The 16,353-nt window shown below is 72.3% G+C and carries 15 protein-coding genes; 6 read left to right on the forward strand and 9 right to left on the reverse strand.

Annotated features, from left to right (window positions below; genetic code table 11):
• The first annotated feature begins 133 nt into the window (after positions 1 to 133).
• Positions 134 to 931: an IclR family transcriptional regulator gene (locus LE548_RS01115; RefSeq protein ID WP_225094660.1), complete on the forward strand. Its 798-nt coding sequence runs from the start codon at positions 134 to 136 to the stop codon at positions 929 to 931.
• 71 nt (positions 932 to 1,002) lie between these two features.
• Here the strand turns inward: LE548_RS01115 and LE548_RS01120 are convergent, their stop codons facing one another.
• The 7 genes from LE548_RS01120 to LE548_RS01150 form a co-directional block, all read right to left on the reverse strand.
• The gene (locus tag LE548_RS01120) at positions 1,003 to 2,136 is read right to left on the reverse strand and encodes an aromatic ring-hydroxylating dioxygenase subunit alpha (RefSeq protein WP_225094661.1); all 1,134 of its coding nucleotides are present in this window, start codon (positions 2,134 to 2,136) and stop codon (positions 1,003 to 1,005) included.
• 130 nt (positions 2,137 to 2,266) lie between these two features.
• Positions 2,267 to 3,436, reverse strand: coding sequence for an FAD-dependent oxidoreductase (locus LE548_RS01125; RefSeq protein ID WP_225094662.1), 1,170 nt, complete (start codon positions 3,434 to 3,436; stop codon positions 2,267 to 2,269).
• Positions 3,433 to 3,795, reverse strand: a complete 363-nt coding sequence (locus LE548_RS01130) for a bifunctional 3-phenylpropionate/cinnamic acid dioxygenase ferredoxin subunit (RefSeq protein ID WP_225094663.1) — start codon at positions 3,793 to 3,795, stop codon at positions 3,433 to 3,435. The genes LE548_RS01125 and LE548_RS01130 overlap by 4 nt, the downstream gene beginning before the upstream one ends.
• Before the next feature lie 269 nt (positions 3,796 to 4,064).
• Positions 4,065 to 4,697: an MBL fold metallo-hydrolase gene (locus LE548_RS01135; RefSeq protein ID WP_225094664.1), complete on the reverse strand. Its 633-nt coding sequence runs from the start codon at positions 4,695 to 4,697 to the stop codon at positions 4,065 to 4,067.
• On the reverse strand, positions 4,697 to 5,782 hold the full coding sequence (locus tag LE548_RS01140; RefSeq protein ID WP_225094665.1) for an S-(hydroxymethyl)mycothiol dehydrogenase: 1,086 nt from the start codon (positions 5,780 to 5,782) through the stop codon (positions 4,697 to 4,699). The genes LE548_RS01135 and LE548_RS01140 overlap by 1 nt, the downstream gene beginning before the upstream one ends.
• Before the next feature lie 185 nt (positions 5,783 to 5,967).
• On the reverse strand, positions 5,968 to 6,732 hold the full coding sequence (locus tag LE548_RS01145) for a bifunctional 2-polyprenyl-6-hydroxyphenol methylase/3-demethylubiquinol 3-O-methyltransferase UbiG (RefSeq protein ID WP_225094666.1): 765 nt from the start codon (positions 6,730 to 6,732) through the stop codon (positions 5,968 to 5,970).
• Between the two features lie 115 nt (positions 6,733 to 6,847).
• On the reverse strand, positions 6,848 to 7,933 hold the full coding sequence (locus LE548_RS01150; RefSeq protein ID WP_225094667.1) for a Glu/Leu/Phe/Val dehydrogenase dimerization domain-containing protein: 1,086 nt from the start codon (positions 7,931 to 7,933) through the stop codon (positions 6,848 to 6,850).
• A 112-nt stretch (positions 7,934 to 8,045) separates the two neighbouring features.
• Between LE548_RS01150 and LE548_RS01155 the strand changes: the two genes are divergently transcribed.
• The 3 genes from LE548_RS01155 (at position 8,046) to LE548_RS01165 (ending at position 9,728) form a co-directional block, all read left to right on the forward strand.
• Positions 8,046 to 8,510: an Lrp/AsnC family transcriptional regulator gene (locus LE548_RS01155; protein ID WP_225094668.1), complete on the forward strand. Its 465-nt coding sequence runs from the start codon at positions 8,046 to 8,048 to the stop codon at positions 8,508 to 8,510.
• A gap of 289 nt (positions 8,511 to 8,799) precedes the next feature.
• Positions 8,800 to 8,940: a hypothetical protein gene (locus LE548_RS01160; protein WP_225094669.1), complete on the forward strand. Its 141-nt coding sequence runs from the start codon at positions 8,800 to 8,802 to the stop codon at positions 8,938 to 8,940.
• Between the two features lie 8 nt (positions 8,941 to 8,948).
• Positions 8,949 to 9,728, forward strand: a complete 780-nt coding sequence (locus LE548_RS01165) for a glycosyl transferase family 2 (protein ID WP_225094670.1) — start codon at positions 8,949 to 8,951, stop codon at positions 9,726 to 9,728.
• 201 nt (positions 9,729 to 9,929) lie between these two features.
• Here the strand turns inward: LE548_RS01165 and msrA are convergent, their stop codons facing one another.
• The gene (msrA, locus tag LE548_RS01170; protein WP_225094671.1) at positions 9,930 to 10,448 is read right to left on the reverse strand and encodes a peptide-methionine (S)-S-oxide reductase MsrA; all 519 of its coding nucleotides are present in this window, start codon (positions 10,446 to 10,448) and stop codon (positions 9,930 to 9,932) included.
• A 295-nt stretch (positions 10,449 to 10,743) separates the two neighbouring features.
• Between msrA and LE548_RS01175 the strand changes: the two genes are divergently transcribed.
• Positions 10,744 to 14,655 (forward strand): Pls/PosA family non-ribosomal peptide synthetase, encoded by a 3,912-nt coding sequence (locus tag LE548_RS01175; RefSeq protein WP_225094672.1) that lies wholly within the window; start codon positions 10,744 to 10,746, stop codon positions 14,653 to 14,655.
• Between the two features lie 115 nt (positions 14,656 to 14,770).
• Here the strand turns inward: LE548_RS01175 and LE548_RS01180 are convergent, their stop codons facing one another.
• Entirely contained in the window at positions 14,771 to 15,283 is a 513-nt protein-coding gene (locus LE548_RS01180) for a MarR family winged helix-turn-helix transcriptional regulator (RefSeq protein WP_225094673.1), read from the reverse strand.
• Positions 15,284 to 15,453: 170 nt separating this feature from the next.
• Between LE548_RS01180 and lgt the strand changes: the two genes are divergently transcribed.
• Positions 15,454 to 16,332 carry a prolipoprotein diacylglyceryl transferase gene (gene lgt, locus LE548_RS01185; RefSeq protein WP_225094674.1) on the forward strand — a complete coding sequence of 293 codons (879 nt, stop codon included), beginning with the start codon at positions 15,454 to 15,456 and terminating at the stop codon, positions 16,330 to 16,332.
• The last annotated feature ends 21 nt before the right edge of the window (positions 16,333 to 16,353 follow it).

Here is a 16,353-nt window from a genome sequence, read left to right on the forward strand (position 1 = left end):
GCGCCGTCGATATGCGCGGCATGCTAGTACGGTGCCGCAATGTGCACCAGGTTGCGAACAACGCAACTTGTAAGATCTTTGTTCACACCGCGTTACTTGCAGGCTCGTTGTTTACTGCGCGTATAGTTCCGCTATGAGCAACTACAGTCCGGATACCGAAACGAACGGGTCGCCGTCCGGCGGAGTGCAGTCCGTCGACCGGGCCATCAGCGTTCTGGAGATCCTCGCCCAGCGTGGCGAGGCGGGCGTGAGCGAGGTGGCCGCCGAGATCGATGTGCACAAGTCCACCGCGTTCCGTCTGCTCGGCGCCCTGGAGGCGCGCGGCCTGGTGGAGCAGTCGGGCGAGCGGGGCAAGTACGCGCTCGGCTTCGGCATCGTACGCCTGGCGGGCGCCGTCACGGGACGTATCGACATCACCCAGCAGGGCCGGCCGGTGTGCGAGCGTCTCGCCGAGGAGATCGGCGAGACGGTCAACATCGCCGTGATGCAGGAGCACTACGCGATCAACCTGTACCAGGTGCGCGGTACGGCCGCCGTCACCGCGCACAACTGGGTCGGCCAGCTCACCCCGCTGCACGCCACCTCCAGCGGCAAGATCATGCTGGCCCACCTGCCCGCCAAGGAGCGGGCCGCGCTGCTGGCGGAGGCCGGCCTGAAGAAGCTGACCCCGCACACGATCTCCTCGAAGGCGAAGCTGGAGAAGAACCTCGCCGAGGCCCGGGAGCGCGGTTACGCCTGGACCCTGGAGGAGCTGGAGATCGGGCTGCACGCCATGGCGGCACCGATCCGGGACCGGGAGGGCCAGGTCATCGCGTCGATCAGCGCCTCCGGGCCCGCGTACCGGTTCACCGAGGAGCGCATGCACGAACTGGCCCCGGCGCTCGTCAAGGGCGCGGAGGACATCAGTCACCGGATGGGATACCTGGGCTGAGCGCGCACGGCACGACCGCCGTACGGCCCGCGTTCGCCCCCCACGCGGGCCACGGTCGTCCCTCCTCCGGGTCACTCCGGCCGGGGCGTACCGAGCCGCTCGTTCACCCAGTCGTGGAAGGCACCGATGTGGTGCTCGCTGGGCACCAGGACACCGCCCTTGGCGTAGAGCCGTGAGCTCATGCCCGGCTGGGTGCGCTCGCAGGCGTCGAAGTCCTGGCGGTTGACCCGGTCGAAGAGCTCCACGGACCGGCTGACGTCCTTGCCGCTCTCCACGACGTGCGGCAGGTAGAGCCAGTCGCACTCGACGATCGTCCGGTCGGCGGCCACCGGGTACATCCGGTGGAAGATCACATGGTCCGGCACCAGGTTGATGAACACCTGCGGCTTGACGGTGATCGCATAGTAGCGGCGGTCCTGGTCCTCGGACACACCCGGAATGCGGTCCAGGCCCTCGGAGCCGTCCACCGTGAAGCCCTGGATGTCCGTGCCGAACTCCGCGCCGTGGCCGACGTAGTACTGGGCGGCGTAGCCGTCGGCGAACTCCGGCAGCACCTCGGTGAGTTCGGGGTGGATCGTGGCGCAGTGGTAGCACTCCATGAAGTTCTCGATGATGAGCTTCCAGTTGGCCTGCACGTCGTAGGTGATCCGCCGGCCCACCGAGAGGTTCTCGATGCCGTAGCGCTCGATCGACTCGACATCGCCGAGCCGCTCGACGACGGCCCCGATCACATCCTCCTCGAAGGACGGCGGGTTCTCCGCGAGGCAGACCCAGACATAGCCGAGCCATTCCCGCACGGCAACGCTCACCAGGCCGTACTCGGTCCGGCCGACGTCGGGCATCTTGGTGAGGTTGGGCGCCGCGACGAGCTTGCCGTCGAGGTCGTACGTCCACGCGTGGTACGGGCACTGGAAGGCGCGCTTGACCTCGCCGGTGTCCTCGGTGCAGAGCTTGGCGCCGCGGTGCCGGCAGACGTTGAAGTAGGCCCGGATCGACGTGTCCCGGGCGCGGGTGACGAGGATGCTCTCGCGGCCCACGTCGACGGTGCGGAAGGCGCCGGGCTTCGCCAGTTCCGACGAACGCGCGACACAGAACCACATCGTCTCGAAGATGCGCTCCTGTTCCTGGGCGAAGATGCCGGGGTCCGTGTAGGCGGAGCCGGGGAGGGTGGCGATCAGGCTGTCCGGCAGGCTGGTCGAGGTCACGGTGCACTCCTCGGGAAACGTCGTGGATCGATGGGTCACGCGCCGGGAAGAGCGGCTTCGCAACGGCGTGGTGCAGGGAGCGGCACTGCGTTTCAGGCGCAGCGCAGCATGAGGTGCCGCATGAGGGGCGTCAAGAGGCTGTCGCCGCGGAGGCGAGCTGTTTGCGCCAGCGGGTGAACAGCCGCGGCTGGTTCATCCCGAGCGCGGCGACCGGCCGGCCCGCGCGCCGGTAGACGGCGAGGAAGCTGCGGTCGCCGGTGGAGCCTTCCTCCACCGTCACATCGTCGGCCCCGGCGGCGTGGCCGACGAACTGGATCCGGACGCCGTACTGGTCCGACCAGAAGTACGGCGGCCGGGGCACAGCCGGCTCGACGGCACCGCCCGCGAGGAGCGTGGCGACGGCGGAGTCCGGCCGTTCCAGCGCGCCGGTCCAGTGCTCGACCCTGCGGTGGGCTCCGGTGTGCGGGTCGTACCAGTTGGCGCAGTCGCCGACGGCGACCACCCCGGCCAGCGTCGTACGGCCGTCGGCGCCGCACTTCACGCCGTTGTCGAGGGCGACGCCGGAGCCTTCGAGCCAGTCGACGCAGGGCCGCGCGCCCACGCCGACGACGACGATGTCGGCGGGCAGGGTGCGGCCGTCCTCCAGGAGTACCGCGTCCACGCGCCGCTCCCCGCCGAGCCCCTTGACCCCGACACCGCACAGCAGCCGTACGCCGTGATCCGTGTGGAGGGCGGAGACGATGCCGCCCATGGCCGGGCCGAGCGGTCCGGCCAGCGGGGTCGGCGCCGCCTCGACCACGGTGACGTCGAGGCCGAGGGCGTACGCCGTGGCGGCGACCTCGGCGCCGACGAAGCCGCCGCCGATCACCACCAGCCGCCCGCCCAGGGCGAGTCCGTCGCGCAGGGCGCGGGCGTCGTCCAGGGTGCGCAGCACATGGACGCCGGCGAGACCCTCGGTGCCGGGCAGGGTGCGGGCGGCCGCGCCGGTGGCGATGACCACCCCGTCGGCGCGGATCTCCCGGCCGTCGGCGAGCCGGATCGCCCGCTCGGTGCGGTCGAGTCCGGTGGCGCGGGTGCCGAGCACCCACTCCGCCTGGAGGTCCTCGTCGTCCCGCTCCAGCGCCAGTTCGGCCTCGCCGATCGCGCCGGCCAGGAACTCCTTGGACAGCGGCGGCCTGTCGTACGGGCGGTGCGGTTCCTCGCCGACGAGGACCAGGCGGCCGTCGTAGCCCCGCTTGCGCAGCGAGCGCGCGGCCGACAGGCCGGCCAGCGAGGCGCCTACGACGGCCACGGTCCTCACGCGGGGCCTCCGGCCAGGCGGGCCGAGACGCACGGCGGAAGGTTGGGGGTCTGCGGGGAGAGCCGCACATAGATCATGCCGTCCTCGACGACGACCTCGTGGGTGCGGACCGGCAGCTTGGCCGGGGGCGCGTCCACGGCCCCGGTTCTCAGGTCGAACGTGGAGGCGTGAAGAGGACACTCCACCTCACAGCCCTCCAGCCAGCCGTCGGCGAGCGACGCGTCCTGGTGGGTGCAGGTGTCGTCGATGGCGAAGAGCTCGCCGTCGTCGGTGTGGAACACCGACACGGGCGGGTCGATGTCGAGCCGGTGGGCCTCGCCTCGCGGCAGATCCGCGAGACGGCACGCGGGAATCATCATGACACCTCGGTGCGTATAGCGAAACGGATTGCGATTAGCGCAACGTCAGTCTGCTGGCGGCGCTGAAGGCTTGTCAAGGCGTCGGAAGGCCGGGTTGCGCGGGCTTCGCCGGCGGTGTTCCGGGCACGCCGAAGCGCCTGCGAAGGCGCAGGTCAACAAAGGGAACAGGGAGGGAGACAGGCACGCCCCAGGGCACGCCGACGGCCCTGCCGGCGGTGCCGTCCACGCGGGTCCGTCACCGGGGCAGGGCCGCTCGTTCGCCGGGGCGGTCAGAAGCCGCGGTCGATCCACCCCTGCAGATGCGGTGCTTCGGCGCCGATGGTGGTGGTGTCGCCGTGACCGGTGTGCACGACGGTGTCGCCCGGCAGGGTGAGGAGGCGCTCACCGATCGAGCGGATGATGGTCGGGAAGTCGCTGTACGACCGTCCCGTGGCACCCGGCCCGCCGGCGAACAGTGTGTCGCCGCTGAAGAGCGCGGAGAGCCGCGGCGCGTACAGGCACACGGCGCCGGGGGCGTGGCCCGGGGTGTGCAGCACGGTCAGCTCCGCCCCCGCGACCGTGAGGGACTGCCCGTCGGTCAGCTCGGCGTCGGGCGCCCGGTCGGGGTGGGTCTGTTTCCACAGCTCCAGATCGTCGGGATGCAGCAGGATCGGCGCTCCGGTGCGGGCGGCGAGCTCGGGCGCGGCGTCGATGTGGTCGTTGTGCGCGTGGGTGCACACGATCGCTCGCAGGGCACGTTCGCCGAGGGCCTGGAGGATCGCGTCGGCGTCATGGGCGGCGTCGATGACGATCGCCTCGGTGTCGTCGCCCACGATCCACACATTGTTGTCGACGTCCCAGGTGCCGCCGTCCAGCGAGAACGTCCCCGAGGTGACGAGGCGTTCGATGCGAGCGCCCGGCATCAGAAGACCACCACCGAACGCAGCACGTCGCCGTGGTGCATCCGCTCGAAGGCCTTCTCCACGTCGTCGAGCGCGATGGTCTCGGTGACGAAGGCGTCCAGGTCGAGGCGGCCCTGGAGATAGAGGTCGATCAGCATCGGGAAGTCGCGGGAGGGCAGGCAGTCGCCGTACCAGGACGACTTCAGCGCCCCGCCCCGGCCGAAGACGTCCAGCAGGGGCAGCTCCAGCTTCATCTCCGGGGTCGGCACGCCGACCAGCACCACGGTCCCGGCGAGGTCACGGGCGTAGAAGGCCTGGCGGTACGTCTCCGGGCGGCCCACCGCGTCGATCACGACGTCGGCGCCGAACCCTCCGGTCAGCTCGCGCACCGCGTCGACCGCGTCGGTCTGCCTGGAGTTGACGGTGTGGGTCGCACCCAGCTTCGTCGCCGTGGCGAGTTTGCGGTCGTCGATGTCCACCGCGATGATCTTCGCCGCACCCGCGAGGCCGGCCCCGGCGATCGCCGCGGCACCCACGCCGCCGCAGCCGATCACGGCGACGGTGTCACCGCGGCCGACGTTGCCGGTGTTGATGGCCGCGCCGAGGCCCGCCATCACGCCACAGCCCAGCAGTCCGGCGGCAGCGGCCGAGGCGGCCCGGTCGACCTTCGTGCACTGTCCCGCCGCCACGAGGGTCTTCTCGGCGAAGGCGCCGATGCCGAGGGCCGGGGACAGCTCCGTGCCGTCGGTCAGGGTCATCTTCTGCTTGGCGTTGTGCGTGTTGAAGCAGTACCAGGGCCTCCCGCGCAGACAGGCCCGGCACTGGCCGCACACCGCACGCCAGTTGAGGATGACGAAGTCACCGGGGGCCACGTCCGTGACGCCCTCGCCCACCGCCTCCACCACTCCCGCCGCCTCATGGCCCAGCAGGAACGGGAAGTCGTCGCTGATGCCGCCCTCGCGATAATGCAGATCGGTGTGGCAGACACCGCAGGCCTCGATCTTGACCAGCGCCTCGCCCGGACCGGGGTCGGGCACGACGATCGTCTCCAGACTGACAGGGGCGCCCTTGCTCCGCGCGACGACAGCACGGACCTGCTGAGTCATGGCCACTCCTCGGCTGACAGAAGGTCGAGATGTTTCCTATTACGGCACGCATCTCGTGTTTCGCAACACAGCATCGCGGAGGTCGAAGCAGCGGTCAAGGATCCGTCGCGCGGTTGTCCGCCACCGCCGACGTGGACGAGCCCCGGGAGCGGCCGGCTCCCGGGGCTCGTCGCCGCGAAACCGGATCAGGGCTTCACCGCGTGCAGGATCCGCATGCCCCTGGAGTCGGCCGTCTCCCGGCGGACGTCCAGCCCCGCCGCCCGGCACTGTCCGGCCAGCCAGGGCGGTGCGATGCGGAGCTTGGGGTAGCTGCTCGCCCGTTGCCGCCAGGAGCCGTCGACCCGGGTGTGCAGCAGGTCGTGGACGATCACGGTGTCCTCGTCGCGGTATTCGAGGAAGCAGGTGAGCAGCCGGTCGTCACTGCTGCGGACCGGGATGAAGCGGTCCGTGCCGTGCAGTTCCGCCGTCAGATCGCGGTAGGTGAGCACGAGGTGACCGCCCGGAGCGAGCACGCGGCTGATGTCGCCGAGCAACGCGGGCACGTCCGACCTGGCGGGCAGATGGGGAAGCGTGTCCCCCATGCACACGACGGTCCTCACCGTGGCCGGCTCGCTCACCTCGGGCAGAGCGGTACGGATGTCGCCGTGCACCGGACGGACGGCCCCGGAGTCCGGGACGTGCGCGAGGAGTTCGTCGAGCAGAGCACGGCTGGTGTCCACCGCGATCACCGGGGAGAAGCCCAGCCGGAGCAGCGCCAGCGTCTGCGCACCGGAACCGCAGCCCAGGTCGACGGCCGTGCCACCGCTCTCGGCACCGGTCAGCCCGAGGTCGGCGAGCAGCGCGGCCTGCCGGTCCGCGGCCGCCTGGATGTCACCGCCCAGCATCCAGGTGTAGTGCTCGGCCAGCAGCCGGTCGTAGTGGTCGACGGCGGTACTCGTGTCAGCGTTCATGATCCTCCATCGTGTCTCGCCACCGGCCCCTGTGCGGTGTGGGTTTCGGCCAGGCCCGGCGCACCTCCTGGCCGGATGCGTACTGTTCCTGGACTGACGCATGCCGGGCCTGGGCTCATGCGTGCTGTTCCTGGGCCGGCAGGTGCTGGGCCACGGGTCGGCCGGCCGGGCCGGACGCGGCACGCAGCCGGCGCCGGGCCAGCTCGCCGGCCGCCTGGGCCGGGCTCTGGCCGCGGGACCGCGCGGTGTCCAGCAGGTCGTCGACGGTCCGCTCGATGGCGTCGACCCGTGCACCCGCCTCGTCGGCGGTGAGGCGGTGGAGTTCGACGCTGACGGCGTGGATGACTCCGCCCGCACTCGCGACGTAGTCCGGCACCCAGACGATGCCGCGCTCGTGCAGCAGCTCGGCGGCCTCGGGCGTGGCGAGCTGGTTGTTGGCCGGCCCCACCACGGCGCGGCAGCGCAGGTCCGCCACGGTCTGCCGGTCCAGGACGGAGCCGAGGGCGGCGGGGACCACGATGTCCACGGCCGCGCCGAGGATCGTCTCGGGTGCGGACCAGACCGCCCCGAGTTCCTCGCCGATCGTCCGCTTGTCCGGGTCGATGTCGGTCACCGTCAGGGCGGCGCCCTCGGCCGCGAGCAGGCGGGCGAGCGCGGCGCCGACGCGGCCCAGCCCGGCCACGGCGACCGTACGGCCCGCCAGGCTCGGCGTGCCGTACAGCCGCCGGCTCACGGCGCGCAGAGCGGCGAACGTGCCCCGCGCGGTGTGCGGGGAGGAGTCGCCGCTGCCGCCCAGATGCGCCGGCCGGCAGAACACATGAGGGGTGATCTCCCCGATCACGGCCATGTCGTCGGGGCCGGTCCCGACGTCCGGGCCGGTGGCGTAGGCACCGGCCAGCGAGGCGATGACGTCGGCCACGTCGTGCAGCACATCGCGGTGCCGGCCGGCGTCGGGCTTCGTGCCCTGCGGCAGGGCCACGACGGTCTTGCCGCCTCCGCTGGGCAGCCCGGCCACGGCGAACTTCGACGTCATCGCCGATGACAGGCGAAGGGCGTCGTCGAGGCCGTCCCGCCAGTCGCGGTAGTGCCAGAGCCGCAGACCGCCGGCCGCCGGACCGAGTGCCGTCGAATGCACCGCCACGATCACCGGCAGCCGGGAGCGCCGGCCGGTGCGGATCACGACCTGCTCGTGTTCGAGCATGAGCCTGCAGTCCTTTCGTTCGTCCGGTGTGACGACCTGATCCTGCATGCATGCCTGGATGGATGGGCTCGCCACCGAACGTTTGGCTGCGAATGCGCTACGGTCGTCGGCCATGGACGAACTTGATTCGGCGATTGTCCGGCTTCTCCAGACAGATGCGCGGCAGTCCAATCGTGAACTCGCCCGGCAGCTCGGCATCGCCCCCTCGACGTGTCTGGAGCGGGTGCGGGCGCTGACCCGCCGTGGCGTCATCCGCGGCTACCACGCCGACATCGACCCCGCCGCGCTCAACCGCGCTGTCCAGGCACTCGTGTCGGTTCAGGTGCGCCCGCTCAGCCGCGTCGTCATCGACGGCTTCAAGGCCTTCGCCAGTGCTCTGCCGGAAGTCCTGCACGTCTTCGTGCTCTCCGGCGGGGACGACTTCCTCCTCCATGTCGCCGTGCAGGACCTCGACCACCTGCACGCCTTCCTCACGGACCGGCTCAGCAAGCGCGGGGAGATCACCGGCTTCCGTACCTCGCTCATCTTCCAGCAGGTGAGCGACACCGCCCCGGTACGGCTCCCCGCCCCCGACTGACCGTCAGGGGCGGCGCGTCCGTGCGGGGCAGGCGACGCAAGCCCCCTCCCTGCACCGGGAGGGGGCTTGCTCGTGGCCGGGCGGGGCGGAGCGTCATGGGATCGGACGAGAGGACGAGCCGGCCGATGGGACCGGGCCGGCCCGAACCGGCCGGGACCGGCCCCGTCGGCCCCGGCTCCCGCCGTCCTCGGCCGACCGTACGGCCCGCGTACGGTTTGACGGGGCACCACCGTCCCCGTCCCGCGTGTGGCGCCGCGCCGCGCGATCGGCCCGTGCCACATTGGCCGCCGTGAAGCCGCAGACCCTGTGTCTGTGCCTGATGGTCAAGAACGAGGCGCGCGTGATCGAGCGTTGCCTGGAGTTGGTACGGCCGCTGGTCGACACCTGGGTGATCTCCGACACCGGGTCCACGGACGGCACCGGGACCTGATCCTGGAGGTGCTGGGCGGCATCACCGGCGAACTGGTCGAGGAGGAGTGGGTCGACTTCGGGCACAACCGCACCGGCACCATCCGCCGGGCCCGGGGCCGGGCCGACTACCTCCTCACCCTCGACGCCGACCATGTCCTGCGTCAGGACGCACCGCTGCCGAGGCTCACCGCGACGTCGTACATGCTCCGTTACGACACCCCCGGCACCCAGCGCACCGTTTCAAGCACCTCATGCGGGGTGACCTGGACTGGCGCTACGAGGGGGTCACCCACGAGTACCCCTGCACGGACGCGCCCGACGTCCAGGAGAACCTCGACGCGCTGGCAGGAGGTGTACTGCGCGCTGCTGGAGTCCGGAGTCCTGCGGGCCGAGCGCACCGACGACCGGCCCGGGGCCATGGACGCGCTCAGCAGGGCTTGGGAGGTACGGCCCCAACGGCTGGAGGTCTGCTACGAGTTGGCGTCCCGGCTGCGGGTGCAGGGCCGGTACCGCACCGCTCACGCCCTGCTCGCCCGGGCGGCCGGCCGGCCCGAGCCGGACGACCTGCTGTTCACCCGGTCGTGGGTGTACCGGTGGGGGCTGCTGTTCGAGTACTCCATCACCGCCCACTGGGTCGGCGAACACGCCGAGGCCGTACGCGCCTGCGACCGTCTGCTCGCTCTGCCGGACCTGCCCGACGGCATCCGCCAACAGGTCGTCGCCAACCGGCGGTTCTCGGCACCGTACGTCACCGCCGTGCCCAGGCCGGCCCGTTCCAAGGCCCGCAAGAAGGGCTCCCGGCGCTGACGGGCTCGTACGCGGCCGACGTCGATTCCTCCGCCGGCCGGCGGCTCAGCGCCCCCGGTCCCCGGCCGGCGACGACACCGACGGCCTCCCCCCTGCGTGCCGTTCCCCCACTGAATCACCCGAGGCGCGTCCGGCTCGGCATGCGCCGCATGATGCGGCCCCTCGGCGAGCGGTGACGCCCGCGGTTTCCCCTGCGCGGCGTCACAGGGTGGACGGGCCTCGACGCGGAAGCTTCCAGTTCGGCCGCGGGAAGTGGCAGGTGTAGCCGTCGGGGTAACGCTCCAGGTAGTCCTGGTGCTCGGGCTCCGCCTCCCAGAAGTCGCCCACGGGCTCCACCTCCGTGACGACCTTGCCCGGCCAGAGGCCGCTCGCCTCGACGTCCGCGATCGTGTCCAGGGCGACACGGTGCTGCTCCTCGTCGGCGTAGAAGACGGCGGACCGGTAGCTGCGCCCGAGGTCGTTGCCCTGGCGGTCCTTCGTGGTCGGGTCGTGGATCTGGAAGAAGAACTCCAGGATGTCGCGGTAGCTCGTGACCGTGGGGTCGAAGAGGATCTCGACGGCCTCGGCGTGGTCACCGTGGTCGCGATACGTGGCGTTCGGCGTGTCACCACCGCTGTAGCCGACGCGTGTGGAGACGACGCCCGGCTGCTTGCGGATCAGATCCTGCATGCCCCAGAAACAACCGCCCGCCAGCACGGCCCGCTCGGTTCCCACAGTCATCGGTCACTCCTGACACTCAGGCCCGGCACGGCAGTCGACGCACCGGCCATACGATCATCACACGGTCACCGCACGGAAATCAAACCGTTCTCACGCCGTATTCTTTCCGAAATCGAAAGGAATAAGTGCACATCAATTCGAATGGTTGAATCATGGTGTGGAATTCATCAATTTATCCCCATGGCACGGTCGTGAAATAATTGCATCGAGTTGGTGAACGCATAGGCTGGCAAAGGCTTCTGACAAGCCGTAATGGACTTAGCATCCGTAGGCACCGCACACCAGAGGCACCACTTTGTCTTCGCCCGCATTCGATGCGCCGCACCGGGCTCTTTTCCGCTCCGCCGCGGCCTCGCCGCCGCGCACCCTGATCGACATCCTGCACGCCACCGCCGCCCGGCATCCGGACGCCCCCGCCCTGGACACGGGCGCCGAGACGCTGACCTACCGTGAGCTGACGGCCGAGGTGCTCCGGCGCGCCCGGCGGCTCACCGGCGCGGGCATCGGTCCCGGCGACCGGGTGGGGATCCGCATCTCCTCGGGCGCCGCCGAGCTGTATCTGTCGATCCTCGCCGTACTCCACAGCGGAGCGGCCTATGTGCCGGTGGACGCGGACGATCCCGAGGAGCGTGCCGCCACCGTCTTCCGCGAGGCCGGGGTGTGTCTCGTCCTCGGGCCCCATCCGCAGCCCGCCGAGCTGACGGCACCCTCGGGCGCGGTGGCCGGCCGCCCCGTGCCCGGTCCGGAGGACGACGCGTGGATCATCTTCACCTCCGGTTCCACCGGTGCCCCCAAGGGCGTCGCCGTCACCCACCGGTCCGCGGCCGCTTTCGTCGACGCCGAGGCGCGGCTCTTTCTGCGCGACCGGCCGCTCGGCCCCGGTGACCGGGTCCTCGCGGGACTGTCCGTCGCCTTCGACGCCTCCTGCGAGGAGATGTGGCTCGCGTGGCGCTCGGGTGCCTGTCTGGTGCCGGCCGAGCGCTCGCTGGTCCGGGCCGGTCATGAACTCGGGCCCTGGCTGGACGCCCGCGGCATCACCGCCGTGTCGACCGTGCCGACGCTGCTGGCGATGTGGCCCGAACCGGCGCTGCGCCGGGTGCGGTTGCTGATCCTGGGCGGCGAGGCGTGCCCGCCGGGCCTGGTCGAGCGGTTCGCCGGCCCCGGGCGGGAGATGTGGAACACGTACGGCCCCACGGAGACCACGGTCGTGGCGTGCGCCGCCCGGCTGGAGCCCGGCAGTACGGTGCGCATCGGGCTGCCGCTGGCGGGGTGGGACCTGGCCGTGGTCGACGAGGCCGGGGACCCGGTGGCGTACGGGGAGCAGGGCGAGCTGGTCATCGCGGGCGCCGGCACCGCACGCTATCTCGACCCCGCGAAGGACGCGGAACGCTATCGCCCGTGCCCCGCGCTCGGCGCCATACGCGCCTACCACTCGGGCGACCTCGTGCGCGCCGACGCCGAGGGGCTGGTGTTCCTGGGCCGCGCCGACGACCAGGTCAAACTCGGCGGCCGGCGCGTCGAGCTGGGTGAGATCGACGCGGCCCTGCTCGCGCTGCCGGGGGTGCGCGGCGCGGCCGCCGCCGTGCGGTCGACGGCCGCCGGCGCCTCGGTCCTGGTCGGGTACGTGATAGCCGAGCCGGCCGCCGACGGCGGGTCGGCGTTCGAGGCCGGCAAGGCCAGGGAACTGCTGTCCGAGCGGCTGCCCCTGCCCCTGGTGCCGCTGCTGGCCGAGGTGCCGGCGCTGCCCACGCGCGCCTCCGGGAAGGTCGACCGGGCGGCACTGCCCTGGCCCGTGCCCCTGGCGGGCGGCGAGAGCGGCGACGGTGACGCGGCGCACCGGCTCGACGGGACAGAGGCCCGGCTGGCGGACCTCTGGGAACAGCTGCTGGGTGTACGGCCCGGCCCGGACAGCGACTTCGTCGCGCTCGGCGGCACCAGCCTGACCGCCGCCCGCATGGCCTCCATATTGCGCGAGGAATACCCGGGCCTGTCCGTCGCCGACCTCTACCGGCACTCCGTACTGCACCGCATGGCCGGCCATCTCGGCTCCCTCGCCGGTACGACGCGTACGGTGCGCCCCGCCCGGCCGATCCCCCGGCGGGCCGCTGTCGTGCAGTTCCTCGTGCAGCTCGCCGGCTACGGGATCACGGGCCTGCGCGGACTGGTCGCCCTGGCCGCCGCGGACGACGTGCTGGGCGTGATCGCCCCGCACGCCTGGGCTCCGCACACGTCCTGGTGGCTGGTCCTGGCCGGCTGGGCGGTGCTGTTCAGCGCACCGCTGCGCTGTCTGATCGGCGCGGCCCTCGCGCGCACGCTGGCCGGCTCGGTCACCCCGGGCGCCCATCCGCGCGGTGGCAGCGCGCATCTGCGGCTGTGGACCGCGGAACGGGCCGTCGCGTCGTTCGGCGTGCCCGCCCTGCTCGGCACCCCATGGGCGCCGGTGTACGCCCGCCTCCTCGGCTGCCGGACGGGGCGCGACGTACGCCTGCACGCGATGCCCCCGGTGACGGGCCTGGCCGAACTGGGCGAGGGGTGCAGCGTCGAGCCCGAGGCGGACCTCGCGGGCTGGTGGCTCGACGGCGACACGCTGCACGTCGGCCGGGTGTCCGTCGGCGCGGGTGCGCGGGTGGGGCACCGGAGCACGCTCCTGCCCGGCGCCGTCGTGGGGCGGAACGCCGAACTGACCGCCGGCGGCTGTCTGGACGGCCGGATCCCGGACGGCGCCGTGTGGACCGGGTCGCCGGCCCGGCCGGCCGAGCCCGCCGAACGCCTCGCGGGTGCCGGCTGGCCCGCCCCGCCGCACGGCCGCCGCCGGCGCTGGCACCTCGCCTACGCGCTGTCCCTGACCGGCCTGCCCCTGCTGTCCCTCCTGGCGGCGGCCCCGGCGCTGTTCACCGTCTGGCTGCTGGTGCGCTCCGCGCCGACGCTGTCCGGTGCGACGACGCGTCTGCTGGCCGCCGCACCGCTGTTCGCCGTCCTCACCACGGTGTGCGGCTCGCTCGTCACCGCGCTCACCGTGCGCCTGCTGAACCGGTCGATCAAGCCCGGTACCCACCGCGCGGACGGCGGGGCGGCCTGGCGGGCATGGCTGGTGACCCGGCTGCTCGACGCCGCCCGGACCGGCTTCTTCCCGCTGTACGCGAGCCTGGCGACACCGCACTGGCTACGGCTGCTCGGTGCCCGCGTCGGGCGTGGCACCGAGATCTCCACGGTGCTGCCGCTGCCGTCCCTGCTCCGGGTCGATGACGGGGCGTTCCTCGCCGACGACACGCTCGTCGCGCCGTACGAACTGCGCGGTGGCTGGATGCGGTTGGGGGCCGTGCGCATCGGCCGCCGCGCGTTCGTCGGCAACTCGGGCATCGTCGGCCCCGGCCGCGAGGTGGCCGACCACGCCCTGGTCGGTGTGCTGTCCGACGCACCGGCCCGGAGCGAACCCGGGACGTCCTGGATCGGACGGCCCGCGATGCCGTTGCCCCGGCTGCCGGAGACCGGCGACCCGGCACGGACGTTCGCCCCGCCGCGGCGGCTCGTCGTGGCCCGCGCGGCCGTGGAACTGTGCCGCGTCCTGCCGCTGGTCATCGGCACCCTACTGGCGGAGGGACTGCTGCTCGGCGAGCAGGAGTTCCTGGACCTCGGCGGGTTGCCCCTGGCCGCCCTCGCCGGCGCCCCGCTGCTGATGGCCGCGTCCCTGGTGGCCTGCCTCAGCACGACCGGCGCCAAGTGGCTGCTCATGGGCCGCTTCCGGTCCGGGGAGCGCCCGCTCTGGTCGTCGTTCGTCTGGCGCAACGAGCTGTTCGACACGTTCGTCGAGGTGCTGGCCGTACCGTGGGGCGCGGGAGCGTTCGCGGGGACACCCCTGCTGAACTGGTGGCTGCGCAGCCTGGGCGCACGCATCGGACGCGGCGTGTGGTGCGACACCCACTGGCTGCCGGAGACCGATCTGATCACCCTCGGCGACGGGGTCAGCGTCAACCGCGGCTGTGTGCTCCAGACCCACCTCTTCCACGACCGCATCATGCGCATGGACACGGTGGAGCTGGCGGCCGGCTCCTCCCTCGGCCCGCACAGCATCGTCCTGCCCGGCAGCACGATCGGTGCCGGGGCCTCCATCGCCGCCGCGTCGCTCGTGATGCGCGGGGAGACGGTGCCGGCGGGCACGCGCTGGGCCGGCAACCCCATCGCCGGTGCCGGCCGGGAGACGCCATGACCCGGTGCGGACGGCCCGCGCCGCGCCTGGCTCCACGGGGAGCGGCTGCCGGCCTCGCCGCAGCCCGGCCGCGGACCGCGCACCGTCCTGGACGGTGCGCGCGTCGCGGCTTGTGTCAGTCCTCCGCGCCGTCCTCGGGCGGCTCACCGAGGTGCTCGGCCAGCTGGAACAGGGCGGGCAGCGCGTCCTTGATGGCCGCGCGGGCCCCGTCGTCGAGCGCGGCGAGGGCCGCGTCGATACGGCGTTCATGGGCGGTGGTCCAGGCGGCGAGTTTCTCGCGGCCGGCGTCGGTGAGGGCGACGACGGAGGCCCGGCGGTCGGCGGCGTCGACGTCCCGGGTGACCAGCCCGGCGCCGATCATCTGGCCGATCAGTCCGCTGACCGTGCTCGGTGCCAGGCGCCGGCGGGCGGCGAGGTCGCTGACCCGCGCGGGAGAGTGCTCACCGAGCACCTGCAGCAGCTCGACCTGGGCCATGGGGAGGGTCTCCCACGGGTAGTCCGTGCGGATCGAGGAGCGCAGCGCGCGGCGCAGCCGGGTGACGGCCTCGGTGAGCTGGCGCGCCTGCGGTTCCTCACCGAGGGGGCCGGAGGAAGACGAGGAGACCTCGGTACGGGGCTGCGCGGGCATGGGGCAAGGGTAGCCGGGCCGTACCCCGGTGCGGCCCCGTCGTCCGCGGGTCGGACGCGGCCTCGTCCTGCGCCGTCCTCGCCGGACGCTTCGGTGTCCGATGTATCGTCGGGTGAGTCCTCCCCGGCTCTCGCGGACCGGGCTCCCTGCACGCAAGAAACGGTCGAGCCTTGAATCTGGCGTACCTCCCCAGCCCCTCCCAAGGAGTGTGGCACCTCGGGCCGCTGCCGATCCGCGCGTACGCGCTGTGCATCCTGGCCGGCATCTTCACCGCCGTGTGGCTCACCGGCCGGCGCTGGGAGGCCAGGGGCGGGCGCCGCGAGGACATCGCCGACATCGCCATCTGGGCCGTACCGTTCGGCATCCTCGGCGGGCGGCTCTACCACGTGCTCACCGACCCGGAGCTGTACTTCACCGCCGGCAAGCAGCCCATCCGCGCCCTCTACATCTGGGACGGCGGCCTGGGCATCCCCGGCGCGGTGGCGCTCGGCGCGTTCGGCGCCTGGCTCGGCTGCCGCCGCCGCGGCATCGGGCTGTCCGACTTCGCCGACGCGGTCGCGCCGGGGCTGGTGCTCGCGCAGGCGATCGGCCGCTGGGGCAACTACTTCAACCAGGAGCTGTACGGCCGCCCCACCCATCTGCCCTGGGCCCTGCGGATCGACCCCGCACACCGCCCCGCCGACATGCCCATGGTCGGTCTGTACCACCCGACGTTCCTGTACGAGTCGCTGTGGGACCTCGGCGTCCTGGCGCTGCTGCTGTGGCTGGACCGCCGCCATCACGGACGGCTCCGCCGGGCGCGGCTGTTCGCCTGCTACGTGCTCGCCTACACCGCCGGCCGGGCCTGGATCGAGGCCCTGCGCATCGACCACGCCAACCACTTCCTCGGCCTGCGCCTGAACGACTACGTCTCCCTCGTCCTGTTCACCGGCGCGCTGGTCCATCTCTTCGTGAGCCGCAGGCCTCGACCCGGCGACGACGCCCCGTACCCGCCCGGCGTCGCCGAGGGGAAGGAACCGTCGGTCGCGGCCGGCACGGAACGGGTGTGACGACCGTGTCCCTGGCGCCAC

The sequence above is a fragment of the Streptomyces sp. CoH27 genome (assembly GCF_020181035.1).
Taxonomy (GTDB): domain Bacteria; phylum Actinomycetota; class Actinomycetes; order Streptomycetales; family Streptomycetaceae; genus Streptomyces; species Streptomyces camelliae.

Excerpts from the sequence above, each read along its gene's own strand:
- LE548_RS01155 (WP_225094668.1), top strand. The coding sequence starts at position 8,046 with ATGGACGAACTTGATTCGGCGATTGTCCGGCTTCTCCAGACAGATGCG.
- LE548_RS01140 (WP_225094665.1), bottom strand. The coding sequence starts at position 5,782 with ATGACTCAGCAGGTCCGTGCTGTCGTCGCGCGGAGCAAGGGCGCCCCT.
- msrA (WP_225094671.1), bottom strand. The coding sequence starts at position 10,448 with ATGACTGTGGGAACCGAGCGGGCCGTGCTGGCGGGCGGTTGTTTCTGG.
- LE548_RS01115 (WP_225094660.1), top strand. The coding sequence starts at position 134 with ATGAGCAACTACAGTCCGGATACCGAAACGAACGGGTCGCCGTCCGGC.
- LE548_RS01180 (WP_225094673.1), bottom strand. The coding sequence starts at position 15,283 with ATGCCCGCGCAGCCCCGTACCGAGGTCTCCTCGTCTTCCTCCGGCCCC.
- LE548_RS01130 (WP_225094663.1), bottom strand. The coding sequence starts at position 3,795 with ATGATGATTCCCGCGTGCCGTCTCGCGGATCTGCCGCGAGGCGAGGCC.
- LE548_RS01145 (WP_225094666.1), bottom strand. The coding sequence starts at position 6,732 with ATGAACGCTGACACGAGTACCGCCGTCGACCACTACGACCGGCTGCTG.
- LE548_RS01135 (WP_225094664.1), bottom strand. The coding sequence starts at position 4,697 with ATGCCGGGCGCTCGCATCGAACGCCTCGTCACCTCGGGGACGTTCTCG.
- LE548_RS01150 (WP_225094667.1), bottom strand. The coding sequence starts at position 7,933 with ATGCTCGAACACGAGCAGGTCGTGATCCGCACCGGCCGGCGCTCCCGG.